Here is a 16283-nt window from a genome sequence, read left to right as displayed (position 1 = left end):
CTTCCCTGCGCGATGGTTTTCACGGTGTCCTTCGTGCTCTCCCCGGGGAGCGATGCACTATTGCCCCCGTCGCCTTGCGGATCATTGATGCGGCGCCGGTTGGCGGCCACATCTCCGCAGGACTTGACGCACAGACCCCGGGCGTCAGGACCACACGACTTCTCCGTCCGCGCACATCCCCATCCGCGTTCCCGATTGCTGGCGTGCGCTCGCCATCGAGACCGGACTGAGACGCTGTCGACGCCGTGTCGTATCGCGCCCGTCGCTGCTCACGGTCTCCCGCCCTGCAGCCACCTTGCGCGCCGACGCCGTCGCGGCCACCGCATCCCGGCCCGCGTCTCGTGACGATCGCGAAACGCCCCTTGTGGCGGGCGGGATGCGTCGGCTTGTACGGCAAAACCGAACTTCTGTAAATTCGAATATTTTTGCCTGGGGCTATCGACCCAGCGCTGGCGTGTTTTGCCCGTCGGGCACCACAACAAATGGTAGTCGACCCGTTTACCCGTACAGCACCCGCGGGAGAACCGTGACGATGCCCGGCCACAGCGTCAGCAGCAGCACGAAGCCGATCATGATCATCAGATAGGGCATCGTGACGCGCGCGATGTAGCCGAGGCCGTCATCCGTCAGGCCCTGGATCACGAACAGGTTGAAGCCGACCGGCGGTGTGATCTGCGCCATCTCGACGGCGAGCACCAGGAAGACGCCGAACCAGACCTCGTCGAAGCCGGCCCCCTTCACGATCGGCAGCACGATCGGCAGCGTCATCACGATCATCGAGAAGCCGTCGAGGAAGCAGCCGAGCACGAGATAGAAGATGACCAGCACCACGATCAGCATGAAGGGCGACAGGCCAAGCCCCTTGACGAACGCCGCCACCGCCTGAGGGATGCCGAGGAACGCCGCGGCATTGCCCAGGATCGAGGCCCCTAACACGATCAGCGCGATCATCGAACAGGTCACGACCGAGCCGATCAACACGTCGCGGATCACCTGCTGCGACATCGCGCCCTGCGCCCATGCGACCAACGCGGCGCCGAGCACCCCGACGGCCGCCGCCTCGGACGGCGTCGCGAGCCCTCCATACATCGAGCCGAGCACGCAGGCGATCAGGAACAGCGCCGGCGCGAGATCCTTCAACGCGGCGAAGCGTTCGCTCCACGGGACCTGCGAAAGTTTCGCTTCGGTCTCCGGCACCATCGCGGGCTTGAGCGTGGTGTGCAGCATCACCCAGGCCATGAAGGTGGCGGCGAGCAGGAACCCCGGCAGCACGCCGGCGGTGAACAGCTTCAGGATCGAGACGTCGCCGAGCACGCCGTAGATGATCATGATGTTGGACGGCGGGATCAGGAAGCCGAGCGTGCCGGCGCCGGCGAGCGACCCGATCGCGATGTCGCGGGAATAGCCGCGGCGCGTGAGCTCGTTGAGCGACATGCGGCCGATCACCTGCGTGGTCGCGGCCGACGAGCCCGAGATCGCCGCGAAGATGGTGCAGCCGATCACGTTGACATGCAGCAGGCGGCCGGGCAGCAGCCCGGCCCAGGGCGCCAGGCCCTGGAACAGCGAGCGCGACAGGCGGGTGCGGAACAACAATTCGCCCATCAGGATGAACAGCGGCAGCGCCAGCAATTCCTGCGTGGTCAGGATGTTCCAGGCATATTGCGGCAGCAGCTTGTCGAGCGGGATCGAGCGGAACATCGCAAGCAAGAGCGTCGCGGTGAGCGCAAGCGTGAGGCCGATCCACACGCCGCAGGCCAGCAGCGCGAACAGGATCGCGAACAGGGCGACGACTTCGATGGTCATGCGAGCTTGAATCCGGGAGCGAGCAAAGCTGTCATTCGACGGGCGAGGCCTTCATGCGATGATCCTCCAGCGGCAGGCCGAGCACGGCCTGGATCGCGCGCGCCAGGAACTGGAGCGTCAGCAGCAGCATGCCGAAGGTGACCACCGCTTCCGGAAACCACAGCGGCGTATCGCTCGAGGTCGAGACCTGGCCGCGGGTGTAGGCTGCAAAGGCGAACTTCGCCATGGCCGAGGTCAGGAACGCCATGAAGGCGAAGCCGGCCGCGGCTGACAAAATCTCGAGCGCGCGCTGCACCGGCGCGGGCGCGTTCTTGAGCAACAGCACGACGCGGATGTGGCCGCCGACGCGCAGGGTCATGGCGGCGCCGAAGGTGAAGGACGCCGCCATGAGATAAGAGGAATACTCCCAGGCGATCGAGATCGTCGGGGGAAAGAACGGCAGGAAGTTCGAGAGGAAGCGGGTCGCGACCTCGCACAGCATCAGCAGCGTCAGCGTCAGAAGGCAGCCGCCGCCGATCCAGCCGTCGAGCCGGCCGAGGCGGTCGATGCCGTCGAGCAGGATGCGCAGCGGCGCGGGCGCCGCTGCATTGAGGCTCCGCGGTGCTTCGGACGAAACGCTCGCCACGATCCCGCCCTCAGCCGCGCTTCATTTCGGCGAGATAGGACCGCACCGGCTTGTCCGCGGCCGGCACGCGCTTGAGGAAAGCATCCAGCTGCGGCGCGGTCTTGGCCCGGATGTCCGTCATCATCGCGTCCGAGACCGGCACCACCTCCATGCCGCCCTCCTTGAGGCGGTTGAGGCTGTCGACGTCGGCCTTGAGCGAGTTGGCCCAGAAGCCGGGCTCCATCTTCGCCGCGATATCCGCAACCAGCTTCTGCTGATCTGCAGGAAGCGCCTTCCAGGAGTCGAGATTGACGGTGAGCATCTGCGACGACCAGACGTGGTTGGTCGGATAGACGTATTTCAGGAATTCCCAGAACTTGCCGTCGACGCCCGATACCGAGGAGGTGGAAACGCCGGCGACCGCGCCGGAGGCGAGCGCGGGGATCGTCTCGCCCCAGGGGATCATCACGGCCGCCATGCCGATCGCATTGAGCATGTCGACCGCATTCTTGTCGGGCACGCGGATCTTGATGTTCTTCAGGCCCTCGACGTCGGCGACCTTCGCCTTGAGGTGCAGGTACTGCGTCGGCCACGGCACGATGTAGAGGATCTTCTGGTTGTTGCGCGCGGCGATCTTCTCGTATTCGGGCCGCACATATTTGTGCAGCACCTTCAACTCCTCCACGGAGCCGCACAGGAACGGGATGCTCTCGACGCCCATGAAGGGCTCGTCGCCGACCTGCTGGATGTTGAGGACGTCGGCGAGCGGCACCAGGCCGTCGCGCACGGCGCGCAGATGCTCAGGCCCCTTGAAGCCAAGCTGGCCGCCGGCCTTCACGGTGATCGCGACCGCGCCGCCCGTCTGCTTCTTCACCTCTTCGGCGAAGGCCATCGCGTTCTGGGTGTGGAAATTGCCGTCGGGCCAGACCGTCGACATGTCCCAGCTCGTCGTCGCCGCGCGGGCGCGGGTCGAGATGTGGCCGGCGGCGAGCAGCGTCGCTGCGCCCGTGGTGAAGTTCCGTCGCGTGATCATCGAGCCCCTCCGTTTGTTACCACGCGCGCAGACGTGTCAGCGCGCGTACCCGTAAACTGCAACTGCGTTGTCGGCGGACACGAGCCCGCTCTCGATATCGTCCTTGACCGCGGCCCGCTCGCGCGTCGCGGGATCGCCGATGCCGGCGCCGCCGGGCGTCAGCACCACCAGCCGGTCGTCCGGCGGCACCTGCTGAAAGCCCTTGCCGCGCAGCTTCTTGCCCGATTTCAACCCGACATAGCCGGCCTCGCCGTTCTTGCCGCCGTCGCGGCCGCGCGGCGGATGATCGATGCGATCGAACGCGGCGAGGATGTCGAACGGCGCATCGACGCCGCTGCCGACCTCGATGATCTGGCCGAGGCCGCCGCGCGTGCGCCCCGCCCCACCGGAATCCGGGCGCAGCTCCTTGCGCCAGAAGATCAGCGGGGTCTGCGTCTCCGCGATCTCGACCGGCGTGCCGCGCACGCCGCTGGGATAGGCGGTGGCCGACAATCCGTCCTTGCCGAAGCGCGCGCCGGTGCCGCCATTGGAGGTGACCGCCATCGAGAATCCGTAATTGCCGCCGACGCCGGAGCGGGTCTGTCCGCGCACGTTGAGATTCCACAGGCAGGAGGTGCCTTCCGCCGGCACGCGCTCGGGGATGATCTGGCGCAGGCAGCCGAACACGACGTCGGGCAGCATCTGGCCGATGATGTGGCGCGACGCGACCGGTGCGGGCTTCGGCGCATTGAGGATCGCGCCCGCAGGCGCCGACACCGTCAGCGGCGAGAGCGAGCCGGCATTGTTCGGGATCTGCGAGGCCACGACGCATCCGAGCCCGAACACGGTGTAGGCCGTGGTGTAGGACATGGGCACGTTGATGCCGAACTTCGAGGCCGCTGACGTGCCGTCGAAGTCGACGTGGATGCCCTCATCCGAGATCGTCAGCGTCGCCGCCAGCGTGACCGGGGCATCGTAACCGTCGACCACCATGGTGTTGCGCCAGCTGCCCTTCGGCAGCTTCGCGATCTCGGCGAGCACCGCCTCGCGCGAGCGGTCACAGATGTAGTCGCCGAGCTCGTCGAGCGTGTCGATGCCGAACTCGGTCATCATCTCGACCAGGCGCTCGCAGCCGACGTCGTTGCAGCCGGCGAGCGAATAGGTGTCGCCCTCGGTGTCGATCGGCAGCCGCGTGTTGGTGCGGATCATCGCCATCAGCGTCTCGTTGACGACGCCCTGGTCGATCAGCTTCAGCATGGGGATGTAGAGCCCCTCCATGAACACGTCGGTGGCGTCGGGGCCGAAGCCGATGCCGCCGATGTCCATGAGATGGCTGGTGCAGGAGAACAGCGCCACCGGCTTGCCGTCCTTGAAGCAGGGCGTGGTGACGACGAAGTCGTTGAGGTGGCCGGTGCCCATCCAGGGATCGTTGGTGATGTAGGCATCGCCTTCCTTCATCGTCTCGATCGGGAAGTGATTGATGAAGTGCTTGACCGATTCCGCCATCGAGTTGACGTGGCCGGGCGTGCCGGTCACCGCCTGCGCCAGCATGCGGCCCTTGAGGTCGAACACGCCGGCGGAGAGATCGCCACATTCGCGCACGATCGGGCTGAAGGCGGTGCGGAGCAGCACCTGTGCCTGCTCCTCGACCACGGCGATCAGCCGGTGCCACATGATCTGGAGATCGATCAGGCTCGCGCCGTTTGCCTTGCTCATGATCAGGCCGCCTTCCGTTCCATGACGATGCTGCCAGCACCGTCGATATGGGCGTCGAAACTGGTGGAGACGAAGGTCGAGGTCTCGTCCTCCGCGATCACCGCGGGGCCCGCGATGGTCGCGCCCGGCGCCATGTCCTCGCGGCGATAGAGCGGAATCTCGATCACCTCGCCTGCCCGGCCGTCGAAGAATTTGCGGCTGCCGCTCGCCTTGCCGGCCGGCTTGCGCGCGACGGCGGCGACGGCAGCCGGATTGCGGGCATCGGTGGTTGCGAGCACCGACCAGCTCAGCACCTCGATGACCGCGCCCGGGATCGAGCGCTCGAACATCGCGGCATAGTCCGCCTCGAACTTCTGGCGCAGGCCGGCGAGATCGGCCGCCGTCAGCCGGCGGTTCGGCAGTTCGACCGAGATCTCATGGCCCTGGCCGACATAGCGCATGAAGGCGGAGCGACGCTCGCGCACCGGCGCACCAGCCGCGCCAGGCTCGACCAATGCGCGCGCCTCGGTCACCATCTCCTGCAAGAGGTCGGAGACCGCCTCGGTGTCGAAATCGTCGAGCCGGACATGACGGCTGCGCACCAGTTCATAGGCGATGGGAGCTGCCAGGAATCCAACGGCCGAGCCGACGCCGGCATTCGACGGCACGATCACCCGCGAGACGCCGATCTTCTCGGCAACCCGCGCTGCATGCAGCGGCGCGGCGCCGCCGAAGGCGATCAGCGTGTGCTGGCCGACGATCTCGCCGCGCTCGACCGCATGGACGCGCGCCGCACTCGCCATGTTCTCGCAGACGACCTCGTGCACGGCATAGGCCGCGGTTTCCGCCGACAGGCCCAGCGGCTCGCCGACGCTGCTCAGCAGAGCCTTTTTCGAAAGCTCCGGATCAAGCTTGATCGTGCCCCCGGCGAAAGCATCGGGATCGATCATGCCGAGCGCGACGTCCGCATCCGTCACGGCCGGACGCTGGCCGCCACGGCCATAGCAGGCCGGGCCCGGCTCCGAAGAGGCGCTCTCGGGCCCGACGGTGACGCGCTTCATCGCGTCGACATGCGCGATCGAGCCGCCACCGGCGCCGATCTCGACCATCTCAATCACGGGAATGCGCACCGGCAGGCCCGAACCTTTCAGGAAGCGCGCGGCGCGGTCGACCTCGAACACGCGCGAGGTCTCGGGCTGGTATTTCTCGATCAGGCAGATTTTTGCGGTGGTGCCGCCCATGTCGAAGGACAGCACCTTGCTCTCGCCGAGCCGCGCCGCGATCTGCGCCGCGAAGATCGCGCCGCCGGCAGGACCGGATTCGACGAGGCGCACCGGAAAACGCCGCGCCGTCTCGATCGACGTGACGCCGCCACCGGAGGTGACCAGATAGATCGCGCCGCGGAACTGCTCGACCTGCAAGGCGTCGGCCATGCGGGCGAGATAGCCGTCGATCAGGGGTTGCACATAGGCGTTCGCGACCGCGGTCGATGTGCGCTCATACTCGCGAATCTCGGGACAGACGGCCGAGGACAGCGTCACGGAAATGCCCGGCATCTCCTCGGCGAGGATCGCGGCCGCACGCCGCTCGTGCTCGGGATTGGCATAGGAGTGCAGGAAGGCGATCGCGACGCTCTCGACGCCCAGCTCGCGCAATTTCGGCGCGAGTGCGCGCACCGACGCTTCGTCGAGCGCGAGACGGACGGCACCGTGCGCATCGACGCGCTCGGGCACGGTGAAACGCAGACTGCGCGGCGCCAGCGGCCTCGGCTTGTCGATGGTGAGATCATACTGGTCGTAGCGGCTCTCGGTGCCGATATCGAGCACGTCGCGAAAGCCTTCGGTCGCAATCAGCGCCGTCTTGGCACCGCGGCGCTCGATGATGGCGTTGGTCGCGAGCGTGGTGCCGTGAATGAAGACATCGATGTCGCTGATGTGGGCACGTGCGTCGGCGAGAATGAGACGCATTCCATCCAGCACCGCCTGTTCGGGCCGCTGCGGCGTCGTCAGCAGCTTGCGCGTCTTGCGATCCTGACCCACGTCCAGCACGATGTCGGTGAACGTGCCACCGATATCGACGGCAAGCCGCACCTCGGCTCCCTCAAGCATTCCAAATTCTCCGGCTGATCGTCGAAACTGTCGTCGAAAGCGCAGCAATTTCCATGCCATGGATGACTGGGAACGCCGCACCAAGCCATTCTGCTTGGCACCTATGCAATAGGCAAGGCGTGTTCGCGAGCCCCGCGATCAGAGCAGGAATGCAAGCGCCGCTTCGCAGCGCTCCTCGACCTTCAGCGTCAGCAGATCGTCGGCGCGGGTGCGGCCGAGATTGACCGCCGCAATCGGAATGTTGCGCTGCGCGGCAGCCTTTACGAAGCGGAATCCGGAATAGACCATCAGCGACGAGCCGACGATCAGCATGGCGTCGGCCTGCGCCAGATGATCCTGCGCGGCGGCGACGACCTCGCGCGGCACGTTCTCGCCGAAGAACACGACGTCAGGCTTGAGAATGCCGCCGCAGGCGTCGCAAGGAGGCACCTGGAAGGACGAAAAGTCCTCGTGCTCCAGATCAGCGTCGCCATCCGGTGCATCGGCGGCATCGAGCGCCAGCCACGTCGCATTGGCGCGCCCAAGCGCGTGCTGAAATTCCTCGCGCGACGTGTTCGCTCCGCAGCCCATGCAGCGGACCAGATCGAGCCGGCCGTGCAGGTCGATCACCTCGCGGTGGCCGGCGGACTGATGCAACCGGTCGACGTTCTGGGTCAGCAGCATCCCGCAGCGCCCGTTCGCCTCGAGCCGGGCCAGCGCATGATGCGCATCGTTCGGCTTCGCCCGGCCGAACCGACGCCAGCCGATCAGGCTGCGCGCCCAATAGCGCTGACGGGTATGTTGCTCCGACATGAAAGCCTGGAAGTTGACCGGCTGGGTCCGCTTCCAGTTGCCGTTGCCGTCGCGATAATCGGGAATGCCCGAATTGGTGCTGCAGCCGGCGCCGGTCAGCACGAACAGCTTTTCGTGCCGGTCGACGAAGTCCTGCAGCGGTCGGTTTGCCAGCGGAGCATTTGCCATGGCGCAGATGTAGTTCGCGCCGCGACATTTTGCCAGATCACTCCCGGACCGCCGCCCCGAGGCGGGCAACGGATCGATCCGTGCCGGCGAAATGCCGGCGGCGAATGCTCGCGCACCAGCTTGTTCTGCCCCGAACGCGTCTCCCGTCAGATCTTGGCGGGATCGGTGTCATGCCTATGCTTGTGAAGAAACCGGGCAATCTGCCCGCGGAGCGCCGCCGTGTCCAACAATGTTCCGACCGAACCGGCGGTGTCGAAGATCTCCCGCTGAAGCGTCGTCGGCAGGGAATTCCATTGCATGATGACGGCCGCGCCGAGACAGCGCAAAACGCGCTCCTCCTCCGCCGCGAGGGCTGCGCCACGCAGTCGCTCCGCCTCACCGGCGCTGACTGCATCCGCGTATTGGTCAGCGAGAACCTGCTCGTTGTCCGCGCGCCAAGCAAGGCTATCCTGCAGTTTCTCGAATTTGCGGGTATCATCCTTGCCGGGCGAACTCCTGGCCAGTTCGCCGTACGCGGCCGCTTTTGCGCGATACTGTAGAAATTTGAACATGCCGCCTCCTTTCGTTGAAATTCTCGGCGCGCTGCGGACGACCGGCCCGAGGTCGGCGTTCGACCAGCTCGCGCTCACAAGGAGATCGCGCGCCCGGCCGCGCGCCAATAGCCGAGCCTCGACGGCCTGCTGTGCGTGTTTCCACATCATGCAGGTTCCGCAGACTCTGGGAGACGATCGCGAGCGTGTTCTTGATGCGGTGGTGCAGCTCTGTCGCGAGAGCATCCTCATGCAAAGCCACGCCGAAGCCGACTACCATTGGATCAACATCGAAACGGCGATCAACAGCACGAAGAAGACCGGCAGCAAGACCGGAGGTACGAGCCACTCGCGAAGGATGAATCCGGGGGAATCCGACATATTGACCGCCTCTTGGTCGCGGCGGGAGCGCAATGCTCTCAGTCACCGATAACGGCCGAGGGGCGAGCGGTGATCGAGGGGATATAGGCACTCTTCGCCAAATAGCGAGGCTTGCGACGGACTATTTGTCCCGAGCAGCACCGCAGCGGGTTGTAACCCTGTCGCCGGATCATCATTTGAAAGAGGCGCAACCGGCTCTCTCTTGTCAGGCCTCGACGAAACGTCCGTGTTCCTGACCCACGCAAGCCCGGCGTCGGCCACCCAGTCGTGCCGCCGGCTCAAACGGCGTGAAGGCGCACGGCACCTGCAACCCGATCGGCCCGAACCATGATTGATTTTCCAAATCACAGTCGCTCATATGACCAGACACGGCGTGCCGTGCGGTTCTGGGGACACGACAGCGCCATCGAGGCCTCGTTCTTCATCGACGAAGGCGCGTTGAAGCGGATTCAACCGGGCGCCGATGCGACCGAATCGGGATTCCTGAACGCGTTCGATCGCAATCGCGACTTGATATGTGCCGCCGCGGCCAGGAAGTACGTCCGCGGCAGCAGGGGCTCCTACGACCTGCTCGCAGGAGATTTCTGACGCGGCCAATGAGTTCGTGATTTCGTCCGTGAACCCACGTTTCTAGAGCATTTTCGGTTCTGATTGAATCAGAACCGAAGCTCTAGATTCTTGTTTTGACGCGTTTTCTTCACGCGAACCGGTGTCCACTTCGCTCGAAAACGCTTTAGATCGTTTCCTGCGTCGCGCGCTGCAAGGTCTCGGACGGCAGCTCTCCGAAGGCCGCCCTGTAACTCGCCGCGAACTCGCCGAGATGCCAGAAGCCGTGAGCGATCGCGCAGGCCTTCACGCTGCGCCGCCCCGCGACGCTGCGCAACTGCTTGCGCACCGACCAGAGCCTCAGGACCCGGCTGTAGCGATGCGGGCTGATGCCGCAGATGGCCTGGGTCGCGCTCTGGAGCGTGCGAACGGATACGCCCACCTGCTCCGCAAGCTCGGGCGTCTTGAGCCAGATCGTCAGATCCTGCTGGATCAGGCGTTCCATGTCCGCGACGATCCGCCGATAGCCGTTCATCTTGGGCGAGACGGGGCCGGCCGTCGTGCCGCTGCGCAGCGCAGCTTCCATCGTGCCGAGCAGCGATTGCTCGACGGCCGTCAACGACATCGGCACGTTCAGGAAGTCCGGGTCATGTGCCGCGGTTTCCAAAGTGACGGAGACCAGACGGCGCAACGAGGCCAGGACGTCCGACGTCGGGTTCACCAGATGATAGCCGTCACCGAGTTGCGACCAGGGCTCGTGCGGGGGCGGAGTGAAATACACGACGGCGATCAGCCGGCCCTCGGGCTCGTGGACCAGGCAATCGGAGCCGCCTCTGAGGATGACGATGGAACGGCCCATCGATTGCCCGTTGATGCGGGCCGAGGTCACGTGGTCCATCGGCACCACGAAGGCGGCGGCATTCGTCAATTGATAGCCGCGAATGATCCGCGGAAAGGTCTTCACCAGCGATAGCGTCAGGTTCGGCAAGCTGAGCCGCGCCCGCATGATGGCCATCGCTCCCGCCGACAAGGGCATGCTGGATGCGCCGGCATATCTTTCAGTCTCGCCGAAATGATCGATATCGTAGGCCCTGAGCTCGAGGGCCGGCGACGGCTTGAGACCCTGGAAGGACATCAAGCGGTCCGTCGCCGGCTTTTGCGCGCCGTCGCGCCCGATATCGAGATGGCCCTGATCCATGTCGTGCGCTTACTTCGCCTTTCTTGCGGACGCGGCCACCTTGGAGGCGCGCAGATCGTCCGGCCCATTGATGCCGGCGCGCTTGAGATCGCGAAGCAGCTTGGTCAGCAGCAGCATGTTGGTCTTCTGCAGTTCGTGGTTGTTTCCGAACCTGAATGCGTTCTGCTCGGTCACGATCAGTCCGGCCTTGGTCTCTTCGAGGATCTTCCGCCTCTTCAGTCCCGTCACGCGGCGGCGGACCGTCTCGAGCGGCAGGCTGAGGAAGCGGGAGAGTGCCGCACGAGAGACCCCCTGCTTGATCACATCCGGCTCGACGGCATGAATGCTGGAGAACTTCTCGTCCAACACCGGATCGTTCATCACGTGGATGACGTTCGCGTTCAGCACCGCATGCACGATCAGAAGGTCCAGTGGATCGAATTCCTCGTAGTGCCGGAACAGCTCGCTCATCGAGAACAGCATGTAGGCGAGCGTATGTCGCGAGACCGTCCGGATGATATCTGAAGCATTGCGCATGAATCGAAAACCAACATCCATCTTGTAAACGATGGCTATGGCGAGCGGATCATCCGCCATACCCAAAATGAGTATGCGGCGACTTGCCGGCGGTTCTCAATTTATCATTGTGACTTCAGGCGTTCGGCCGCACCGCGACATCGCTCGCCGCTGCGTTCGCGACGGCGATGACGGCCACTCGAGGTAACGATCGCGATGGAAGGCATGACGGTCAACGACGGTGGCGCGCCGGATCCAAGGCGATACGAAGAGCTGCGGCTCATCAGGGCGTTTCTCCGTCTCACCAACCCCGGAAGGCAGAGGATACTCGACCTGGTGGAGCGGCTCGCGGAAGACGCCGAATTCGCCGTGGCAGCGCCGGCCTTCGTGGCGACAGACGCATCGGTCCCGGAGCCGATCGGGGACTTCGCTGGCCCGACCGAATGAGAGGCTGGCCCCTTCTTCCGGAGCGGCACGCGACAGGCATCATATTACCTCACTGAAAATGACCGCTTCAGACCTGACCGACGGGCCGCCTTCGCGCCAAACTCGTTAAGCGATTGATCCTTTGGAGGTCGAAACCGCTTCCGGGCCATGCTAAGGGCTGCGCAATTCCTGTGCCTCCCCTTGCCCTGCCCGGTTCCGCCGGGACGATGGACCCCCGTTATGACTGCGACTGCCACCTCAAATGCTGCCGGCTCCGCCGCCTGGGCGGATACGCTGCTGTTGTCGTTCGCGCAGGCCGGTTACGTCAGGGCCGAGCCGGCGATCCTGCAACCCGCCGAGCCCTTCCTCGACCTCTCGGGTGAGGACATCCGCAAGAGCCTCTACCTGACCACCGACCTCACCGGCGAGGAACTGTGCCTGCGCCCGGACCTGACCATTCCCGTCGCCCGCGACTACCTCGCCTCGACCCGCGCCGGCCAGCCGGCCGGGTTCAGCTATCTCGGCCCGGTGTTTCGTTACCGCGGCGGCCGGGCCAGCGAATTCCTGCAGGCCGGGATCGAATCCTTCGGCCGCCAGGACCGCGCCGCGGCCGACGCCGAGACGCTGGCACTGGCACTGGAAGCGACTGCCGCCTTCGGCGTCCGCGACGTCGAGATCCGCACCGGTGACGTCGCGCTGTTCAACGCGCTGCTCGACGCGCTCGACCTCTATCCGGTCTGGCGCCGCCGCCTGGTCAAGGATTTCAACCGCAAGATCAGCCTGGAAAAGGATCTGGAGAAACTCGCCGCTGCGACCACTGCGAGCCCAAGCGAATATCAGGGCGTGCTCGCCGCGCTCGCCGGCTCCGACCGCAAGGCGGCGCTCGCCTTCGTCACCGACCTGATGTCGATCGCCGGCACCACCAATGTCGGGGGACGCACGACCGCCGAGATCGCCGACCGCTTCCTGGAGCAATCCACGCTGAAGGGCGGCGCGCTGTCGCGCGAGGCCATCGCCGTGCTCAAGCGTTTCCTGTCGATCTCGGGCAATCCCGACGATGCCATCGCCGAGCTGCGCGCGCTCACCGCCGACGCCAGGCTCGACCTTGCCGCGGCCATCGACCAGTTCGAGAGCCGGGTCGGCTTCATGGCCGCGCGCGGCATCGACGTGAAGCAGACGCGCTTCTCGACCGCCTTCGGGCGCGGCCTCGACTATTACACCGGCTTCGAATTCGAGCTGCATCACCGCGGCAACGGCACAGAGCCGCTGGTTGCCGGCGGCCGCTATGACAGGCTGATGACCCAGCTCGGTTCAGCCGAGCCGATCCCGGCGGTCGGCTTCTCGGTCTGGGTGGATGCGCTGACGAAGATCGGCCGCAAGGTGGGAGCTTAAGTCATGAGCGCGCCGTTCGTTCTGGCCGTTCCCTCCAAGGGCCGCCTGCAGGAAAACACCGAAGCCTTCTTCGCCCGCGCCGGCCTCAAGCTGTCGAAGGCCGGCGGCGCCCGCGACTATCGCGGCACGCTTGCAGGCCTCGACAATGTCGAGGTCGCCTATCTCTCGGCGAGCGAGATCGCCTCGCAACTGTCGCGCGGCTTCGCGCATCTCGGCGTCACCGGGGAAGACCTGGTGCGCGAGAACATCGCCGACGCCGACAAGCGCGTATCGCTGATCGACGGCCTCGGTTTCGGCTATGCCGACGTCGTCGTCGCGGTGCCGCAGGCCTGGATCGACGTCCGCACCATGGCCGATCTCGACGACGTCACCACCGGCTTCCGCGAGCAGCACCACATGCGGATGCGGGTCGCGACCAAGTTCGTCAATCTCACCCGCGCGTTCTTCCAGAGCCACGGCATCACCGATTACCGCATCGTCGAAAGCGCGGGCGCGACCGAGGGCGCACCGGCGGCCGGCAGCGCCGAGCTGATCGTCGACATCACCACGACGGGCGCGACGCTTGCCGCCAATGGCCTGCGGGTGCTCGACGACGGCGTGATCCTGCGCAGCCAGGCCAATCTCGTGGCGTCGAAGGATGCCGACTGGTCGCCGCAGGCGCGGGAGACGGCGCGCGTCATCCTCGATCACATCGCGGCACGGGCGCGGGCCAACAAATACCGCGAGGTCCGCACCCGCTTCCGGCAGTGCGACGCCGCCCTGCTCGGCGAAGCCCACACCCGTTTCGGTGTCGTGGCACCGTTCGGCGGCCCCACCTCGTCAGGCATGCTGACGTTGCACTGCCCGCCGGGGCAACTCTATGCGCTGGCAAGCTTCCTGCGCGAGCACGGCGCCGAGACCGTCTCGGTCGTCTCGCTCGACTACGTGTTCGACCGGGAGAACCCGCTGTTCGCCAAGCTCGAGACGTTCCTGCGGCGGTAAGCCCCAGGTCGGTTCAGCTTTTCCGTTCAGCTTTGCGACAGCAAACGACAGCTACCATATGCTGTTGAGATGACCTTGAACGCCTCTGGGACTTGATCGATGACGCTGGGCTCCGACGTTTCCGGCATGACGACCACCGCGGGCACCGCCGCCGCGAAGGGATTGTCGATCGTCGTCCCCGTCTACAACGAGGCGGCGGGCCTCGCCGGCCTGCATCAGCGCATCTGCGATCTCGCCAAGACCGTGCGGGAGCGCTATCGCCTCGCTTGCGAGGTCGTCTATGTCGACGACGGCAGCAAGGACGCGACGCTGTCGATCGCCCGCTCGCTGCCCGCCGACGCGATCGACGTCCAGGTGGTCTCGCTGTCGCGCAATTTCGGCAAGGAGGCGGCGCTGATGGCCGGCCTCGACCATGCCCGGCTCGGCGCCGTGATGTTCATGGACGGCGACGGCCAGCATCCGCCGGCGCTGATCGAGCAGCTGGTGCGGCACTGGATCGATGACGGCTATGACGTCGTCTATACCGCCAAGGCGCATCGCGACAACGAGAGCTTCCTGCGCCGTATCTCCGTGCACGGCTTCTACGCGCTGATCAATTGGGGTGCGCGCCAGAAGATCCCCGAGGACGCCGGCGACTTCCGCCTGCTGTCGCCCCGCGCCGTCGCCGCGCTGAGGCAGCTGCCGGAACGCAACCGCTTCTTCAAGGGCCTCGCCAGCTGGATCGGCTTCCGCCAGATCCGCGTCGACTACGAGCCTGCGGCGCGCGCCCATGGCGTCACCACCTTCAACGCCGCAAGCCTGCTCGGCCTGTCGATCGAAGGCCTGACCTCGTTTTCGGTGGCGCCCTTGCGCTTCGCCAGCCTGCTCGGCGTCGTTCTCGCCGGTGGCGCCTTCCTGTTCGGCCTTTCGATCCTCTGGGAGGTGTTCACGACCGGCAAGCAGGTGCCCGGCTATCCCTCGCTCGTGATCGGCCTGATGACGATCGGCGGCGTCCAGCTCATCATGATCGGCATCATGGGCGAGTATATCGGCAAGATCCTGTCCGAGCTGAAGGCGCGTCCGATCTACTTCGTCGCCGAGCACAGTGAGAAGCACTTCGAGGCCGACGAGGCCAGGAACGCTTCGAGCAAGGACGCTTCGAGCAAGGACGCCTCGAGCCAGGACGCCGCGAAGAGGACGGCGGCCGAATGAGCGCGGCCGCGGACCTGCGGCGGATCTGGCTCTGCGCCGACGACTACGGCATCAGCCCGGGCGTCAACCGCGCCATCTGCGACCTGATCGAACGCGGCCGTCTCAACGCCACCTCGGTGATGATGGTGGGACCTGCGATCGCGCGCAGCGACATCGAGGCGCTGCAGGCGTCGGCGAAGCAAAGCCCGCGCTGCGCGGTCGGACTGCATGTGACGCTGTCGGCACCGTTCCGCCCTCTCACCATGCATTTCCGCCCGCTCGACGGCGACATGTTCATGCCGTTTCCGAAGCTGCTGCGCGCCGGATTGATGCGCCGGCTCGACCGCGAGTTCTTTCGCAACGAGGTGAAGGCGCAGCTCGCGGCCTTCATGGATGCGTTCGGCCGCGCGCCCGACTTCGTCGACGGCCATCAGCATGTGCAGCTCTATCCGCAGGTGCGCGACGGCTTTGTCGATGCGATCGTCGAGGCTGCGCCGGATGCCTGGGTCCGTCAGGGCGGCCGCGATCTGCCGCTGAGGCGGCGGCTGGCCTCACCGAAGGCTCTGGTGCTCGACAGTCTCAGCGCGCAATTCCGCCGCCGCGCCGACCGCGCCGGCCTCAGCTTCAATCCCGCCTTTGCCGGCGCCTATGATTTCACGCGCGCAAGCGATTACGGCGGGCTGATGCGGCAATTCCTGGAAGGCCTCCCCGATGGCGGCCTCGTGATGTGCCATCCCGGCTTCGTCGACGACGTCCTCGCCGGCCTCGACCCGATGACCGATGTCCGCGAGCGCGAGCACGCCTATCTCTCGGGCGAAGCCTTCGCGCGCCTGCTCGCGGAGAGCCGCGTCACGCTGGGGTGAAACCGGCGGACAACAGGCCGCGGGGCAGCTTGTCGCATACGGAAATTTAATCCGGCCGGCACTGTTGGGGCCACAATGGAACCCTACATCTGCTGCGCGCTTGGTTTTGCGCGAAGGAG

16 protein-coding genes are annotated in these 16283 nt (G+C 65.8%); 7 read left to right on the top strand and 9 right to left on the bottom strand.

What is annotated here, in order from left to right:
• Window positions 1–498 precede the first annotated feature (498 nt).
• The 7 genes from TSA1_RS37805 to TSA1_RS37775 form a co-directional block, all read right to left on the bottom strand.
• The gene (locus tag TSA1_RS37805) at window positions 499–1803 is read right to left on the bottom strand and encodes a TRAP transporter large permease (RefSeq protein WP_100180758.1); all 1305 of its coding nucleotides are present in this window, start codon (window positions 1801–1803) and stop codon (window positions 499–501) included.
• A gap of 31 nt (window positions 1804–1834) precedes the next feature.
• Complete coding sequence (locus TSA1_RS37800) at window positions 1835–2428, bottom strand: TRAP transporter small permease subunit (RefSeq protein ID WP_100180757.1); 594 nt, start codon at window positions 2426–2428, stop codon at window positions 1835–1837.
• A gap of 10 nt (window positions 2429–2438) precedes the next feature.
• On the bottom strand, window positions 2439–3440 hold the full coding sequence (locus TSA1_RS37795) for a TRAP transporter substrate-binding protein (protein ID WP_100180756.1): 1002 nt from the start codon (window positions 3438–3440) through the stop codon (window positions 2439–2441).
• Between the two features lie 36 nt (window positions 3441–3476).
• Window positions 3477–5135 carry a hydantoinase B/oxoprolinase family protein gene (locus tag TSA1_RS37790; RefSeq protein ID WP_100180755.1) on the bottom strand — a complete coding sequence of 553 codons (1659 nt, stop codon included), beginning with the start codon at window positions 5133–5135 and terminating at the stop codon, window positions 3477–3479.
• Between the two features lie 2 nt (window positions 5136–5137).
• On the bottom strand, window positions 5138–7222 hold the full coding sequence (locus TSA1_RS37785) for a hydantoinase/oxoprolinase family protein (protein WP_100180754.1): 2085 nt from the start codon (window positions 7220–7222) through the stop codon (window positions 5138–5140).
• Window positions 7223–7360: 138 nt separating this feature from the next.
• On the bottom strand, window positions 7361–8182 hold the full coding sequence (locus tag TSA1_RS37780; protein ID WP_100180753.1) for an NAD-dependent protein deacetylase: 822 nt from the start codon (window positions 8180–8182) through the stop codon (window positions 7361–7363).
• A gap of 146 nt (window positions 8183–8328) precedes the next feature.
• Complete coding sequence (locus TSA1_RS37775; RefSeq protein WP_100181569.1) at window positions 8329–8733, bottom strand: hypothetical protein; 405 nt, start codon at window positions 8731–8733, stop codon at window positions 8329–8331.
• Here TSA1_RS37775 and TSA1_RS41090 point away from each other — a divergent pair.
• Both TSA1_RS41090 and TSA1_RS37765 read left to right on the top strand, forming a co-directional pair.
• Window positions 8732–9145: a hypothetical protein gene (locus TSA1_RS41090; protein ID WP_161497307.1), complete on the top strand. Its 414-nt coding sequence runs from the start codon at window positions 8732–8734 to the stop codon at window positions 9143–9145. The genes TSA1_RS37775 and TSA1_RS41090 overlap by 2 nt on opposite strands.
• Before the next feature lie 275 nt (window positions 9146–9420).
• The gene (locus TSA1_RS37765; RefSeq protein WP_097659875.1) at window positions 9421–9681 is read left to right on the top strand and encodes a DUF1488 family protein; all 261 of its coding nucleotides are present in this window, start codon (window positions 9421–9423) and stop codon (window positions 9679–9681) included.
• 145 nt (window positions 9682–9826) lie between these two features.
• Here the strand turns inward: TSA1_RS37765 and TSA1_RS37755 are convergent, their stop codons facing one another.
• Both TSA1_RS37755 and TSA1_RS37750 read right to left on the bottom strand, forming a co-directional pair.
• Window positions 9827–10837, bottom strand: coding sequence for a helix-turn-helix domain-containing protein (locus TSA1_RS37755; protein ID WP_100180752.1), 1011 nt, complete (start codon window positions 10835–10837; stop codon window positions 9827–9829).
• Window positions 10838–10846: 9 nt separating this feature from the next.
• Window positions 10847–11353 carry a hypothetical protein gene (locus TSA1_RS37750; protein WP_100181568.1) on the bottom strand — a complete coding sequence of 169 codons (507 nt, stop codon included), beginning with the start codon at window positions 11351–11353 and terminating at the stop codon, window positions 10847–10849.
• A gap of 204 nt (window positions 11354–11557) precedes the next feature.
• Here TSA1_RS37750 and TSA1_RS37745 point away from each other — a divergent pair, with 204 nt between their 5' ends.
• The 5 genes from TSA1_RS37745 (at window position 11558) to TSA1_RS37725 (ending at window position 16164) form a co-directional block, all read left to right on the top strand.
• Entirely contained in the window at window positions 11558–11779 is a 222-nt protein-coding gene (locus TSA1_RS37745; RefSeq protein WP_145984428.1) for a hypothetical protein, read from the top strand.
• A 219-nt stretch (window positions 11780–11998) separates the two neighbouring features.
• Entirely contained in the window at window positions 11999–13150 is a 1152-nt protein-coding gene (locus TSA1_RS37740; RefSeq protein ID WP_100180750.1) for an ATP phosphoribosyltransferase regulatory subunit, read from the top strand.
• A gap of 3 nt (window positions 13151–13153) precedes the next feature.
• A complete protein-coding gene (hisG, locus tag TSA1_RS37735; protein ID WP_100180749.1) occupies window positions 13154–14131 on the top strand; it encodes an ATP phosphoribosyltransferase in 978 nt (325 codons plus the stop codon).
• Between the two features lie 99 nt (window positions 14132–14230).
• Window positions 14231–15322 (top strand): glycosyltransferase family 2 protein, encoded by a 1092-nt coding sequence (locus tag TSA1_RS37730; protein WP_100180748.1) that lies wholly within the window; start codon window positions 14231–14233, stop codon window positions 15320–15322.
• Window positions 15319–16164 carry a ChbG/HpnK family deacetylase gene (locus TSA1_RS37725; RefSeq protein ID WP_100180747.1) on the top strand — a complete coding sequence of 282 codons (846 nt, stop codon included), beginning with the start codon at window positions 15319–15321 and terminating at the stop codon, window positions 16162–16164. Before TSA1_RS37730 ends, TSA1_RS37725 begins: the two co-directional genes overlap by 4 nt.
• Window positions 16165–16283 lie beyond the last annotated feature (119 nt).

It is taken from the genome of Bradyrhizobium nitroreducens, assembly GCF_002776695.1.
Taxonomy (GTDB): domain Bacteria; phylum Pseudomonadota; class Alphaproteobacteria; order Rhizobiales; family Xanthobacteraceae; genus Bradyrhizobium; species Bradyrhizobium nitroreducens.
This window is presented reverse-complemented; position numbering and strand designations above follow the sequence as displayed.

Bases quoted from the DNA above. Each gene is read 5' to 3' on its own strand.
- TSA1_RS37805 (WP_100180758.1), bottom strand. From the start codon at position 1,803: ATGACCATCGAAGTCGTCGCCCTGTTCGCGATCCTGTTCGCGCTGCTG.
- TSA1_RS37795 (WP_100180756.1), bottom strand. From the start codon at position 3,440: ATGATCACGCGACGGAACTTCACCACGGGCGCAGCGACGCTGCTCGCC.
- TSA1_RS37790 (WP_100180755.1), bottom strand. From the start codon at position 5,135: ATGAGCAAGGCAAACGGCGCGAGCCTGATCGATCTCCAGATCATGTGG.
- TSA1_RS37785 (WP_100180754.1), bottom strand. From the start codon at position 7,222: ATGCTTGAGGGAGCCGAGGTGCGGCTTGCCGTCGATATCGGTGGCACG.
- TSA1_RS37780 (WP_100180753.1), bottom strand. From the start codon at position 8,182: ATGGCAAATGCTCCGCTGGCAAACCGACCGCTGCAGGACTTCGTCGAC.
- TSA1_RS41090 (WP_161497307.1), top strand. From the start codon at position 8,732: ATGCCGCCTCCTTTCGTTGAAATTCTCGGCGCGCTGCGGACGACCGGC.
- TSA1_RS37775 (WP_100181569.1), bottom strand. From the start codon at position 8,733: ATGTTCAAATTTCTACAGTATCGCGCAAAAGCGGCCGCGTACGGCGAA.
- TSA1_RS37765 (WP_097659875.1), top strand. From the start codon at position 9,421: ATGATTGATTTTCCAAATCACAGTCGCTCATATGACCAGACACGGCGT.
- TSA1_RS37755 (WP_100180752.1), bottom strand. From the start codon at position 10,837: ATGGATCAGGGCCATCTCGATATCGGGCGCGACGGCGCGCAAAAGCCG.
- TSA1_RS37750 (WP_100181568.1), bottom strand. From the start codon at position 11,353: ATGCGCAATGCTTCAGATATCATCCGGACGGTCTCGCGACATACGCTC.
- TSA1_RS37745 (WP_145984428.1), top strand. From the start codon at position 11,558: ATGACGGTCAACGACGGTGGCGCGCCGGATCCAAGGCGATACGAAGAG.
- TSA1_RS37740 (WP_100180750.1), top strand. From the start codon at position 11,999: ATGACTGCGACTGCCACCTCAAATGCTGCCGGCTCCGCCGCCTGGGCG.
- hisG (WP_100180749.1), top strand. From the start codon at position 13,154: ATGAGCGCGCCGTTCGTTCTGGCCGTTCCCTCCAAGGGCCGCCTGCAG.
- TSA1_RS37730 (WP_100180748.1), top strand. From the start codon at position 14,231: ATGACGCTGGGCTCCGACGTTTCCGGCATGACGACCACCGCGGGCACC.
- TSA1_RS37725 (WP_100180747.1), top strand. From the start codon at position 15,319: ATGAGCGCGGCCGCGGACCTGCGGCGGATCTGGCTCTGCGCCGACGAC.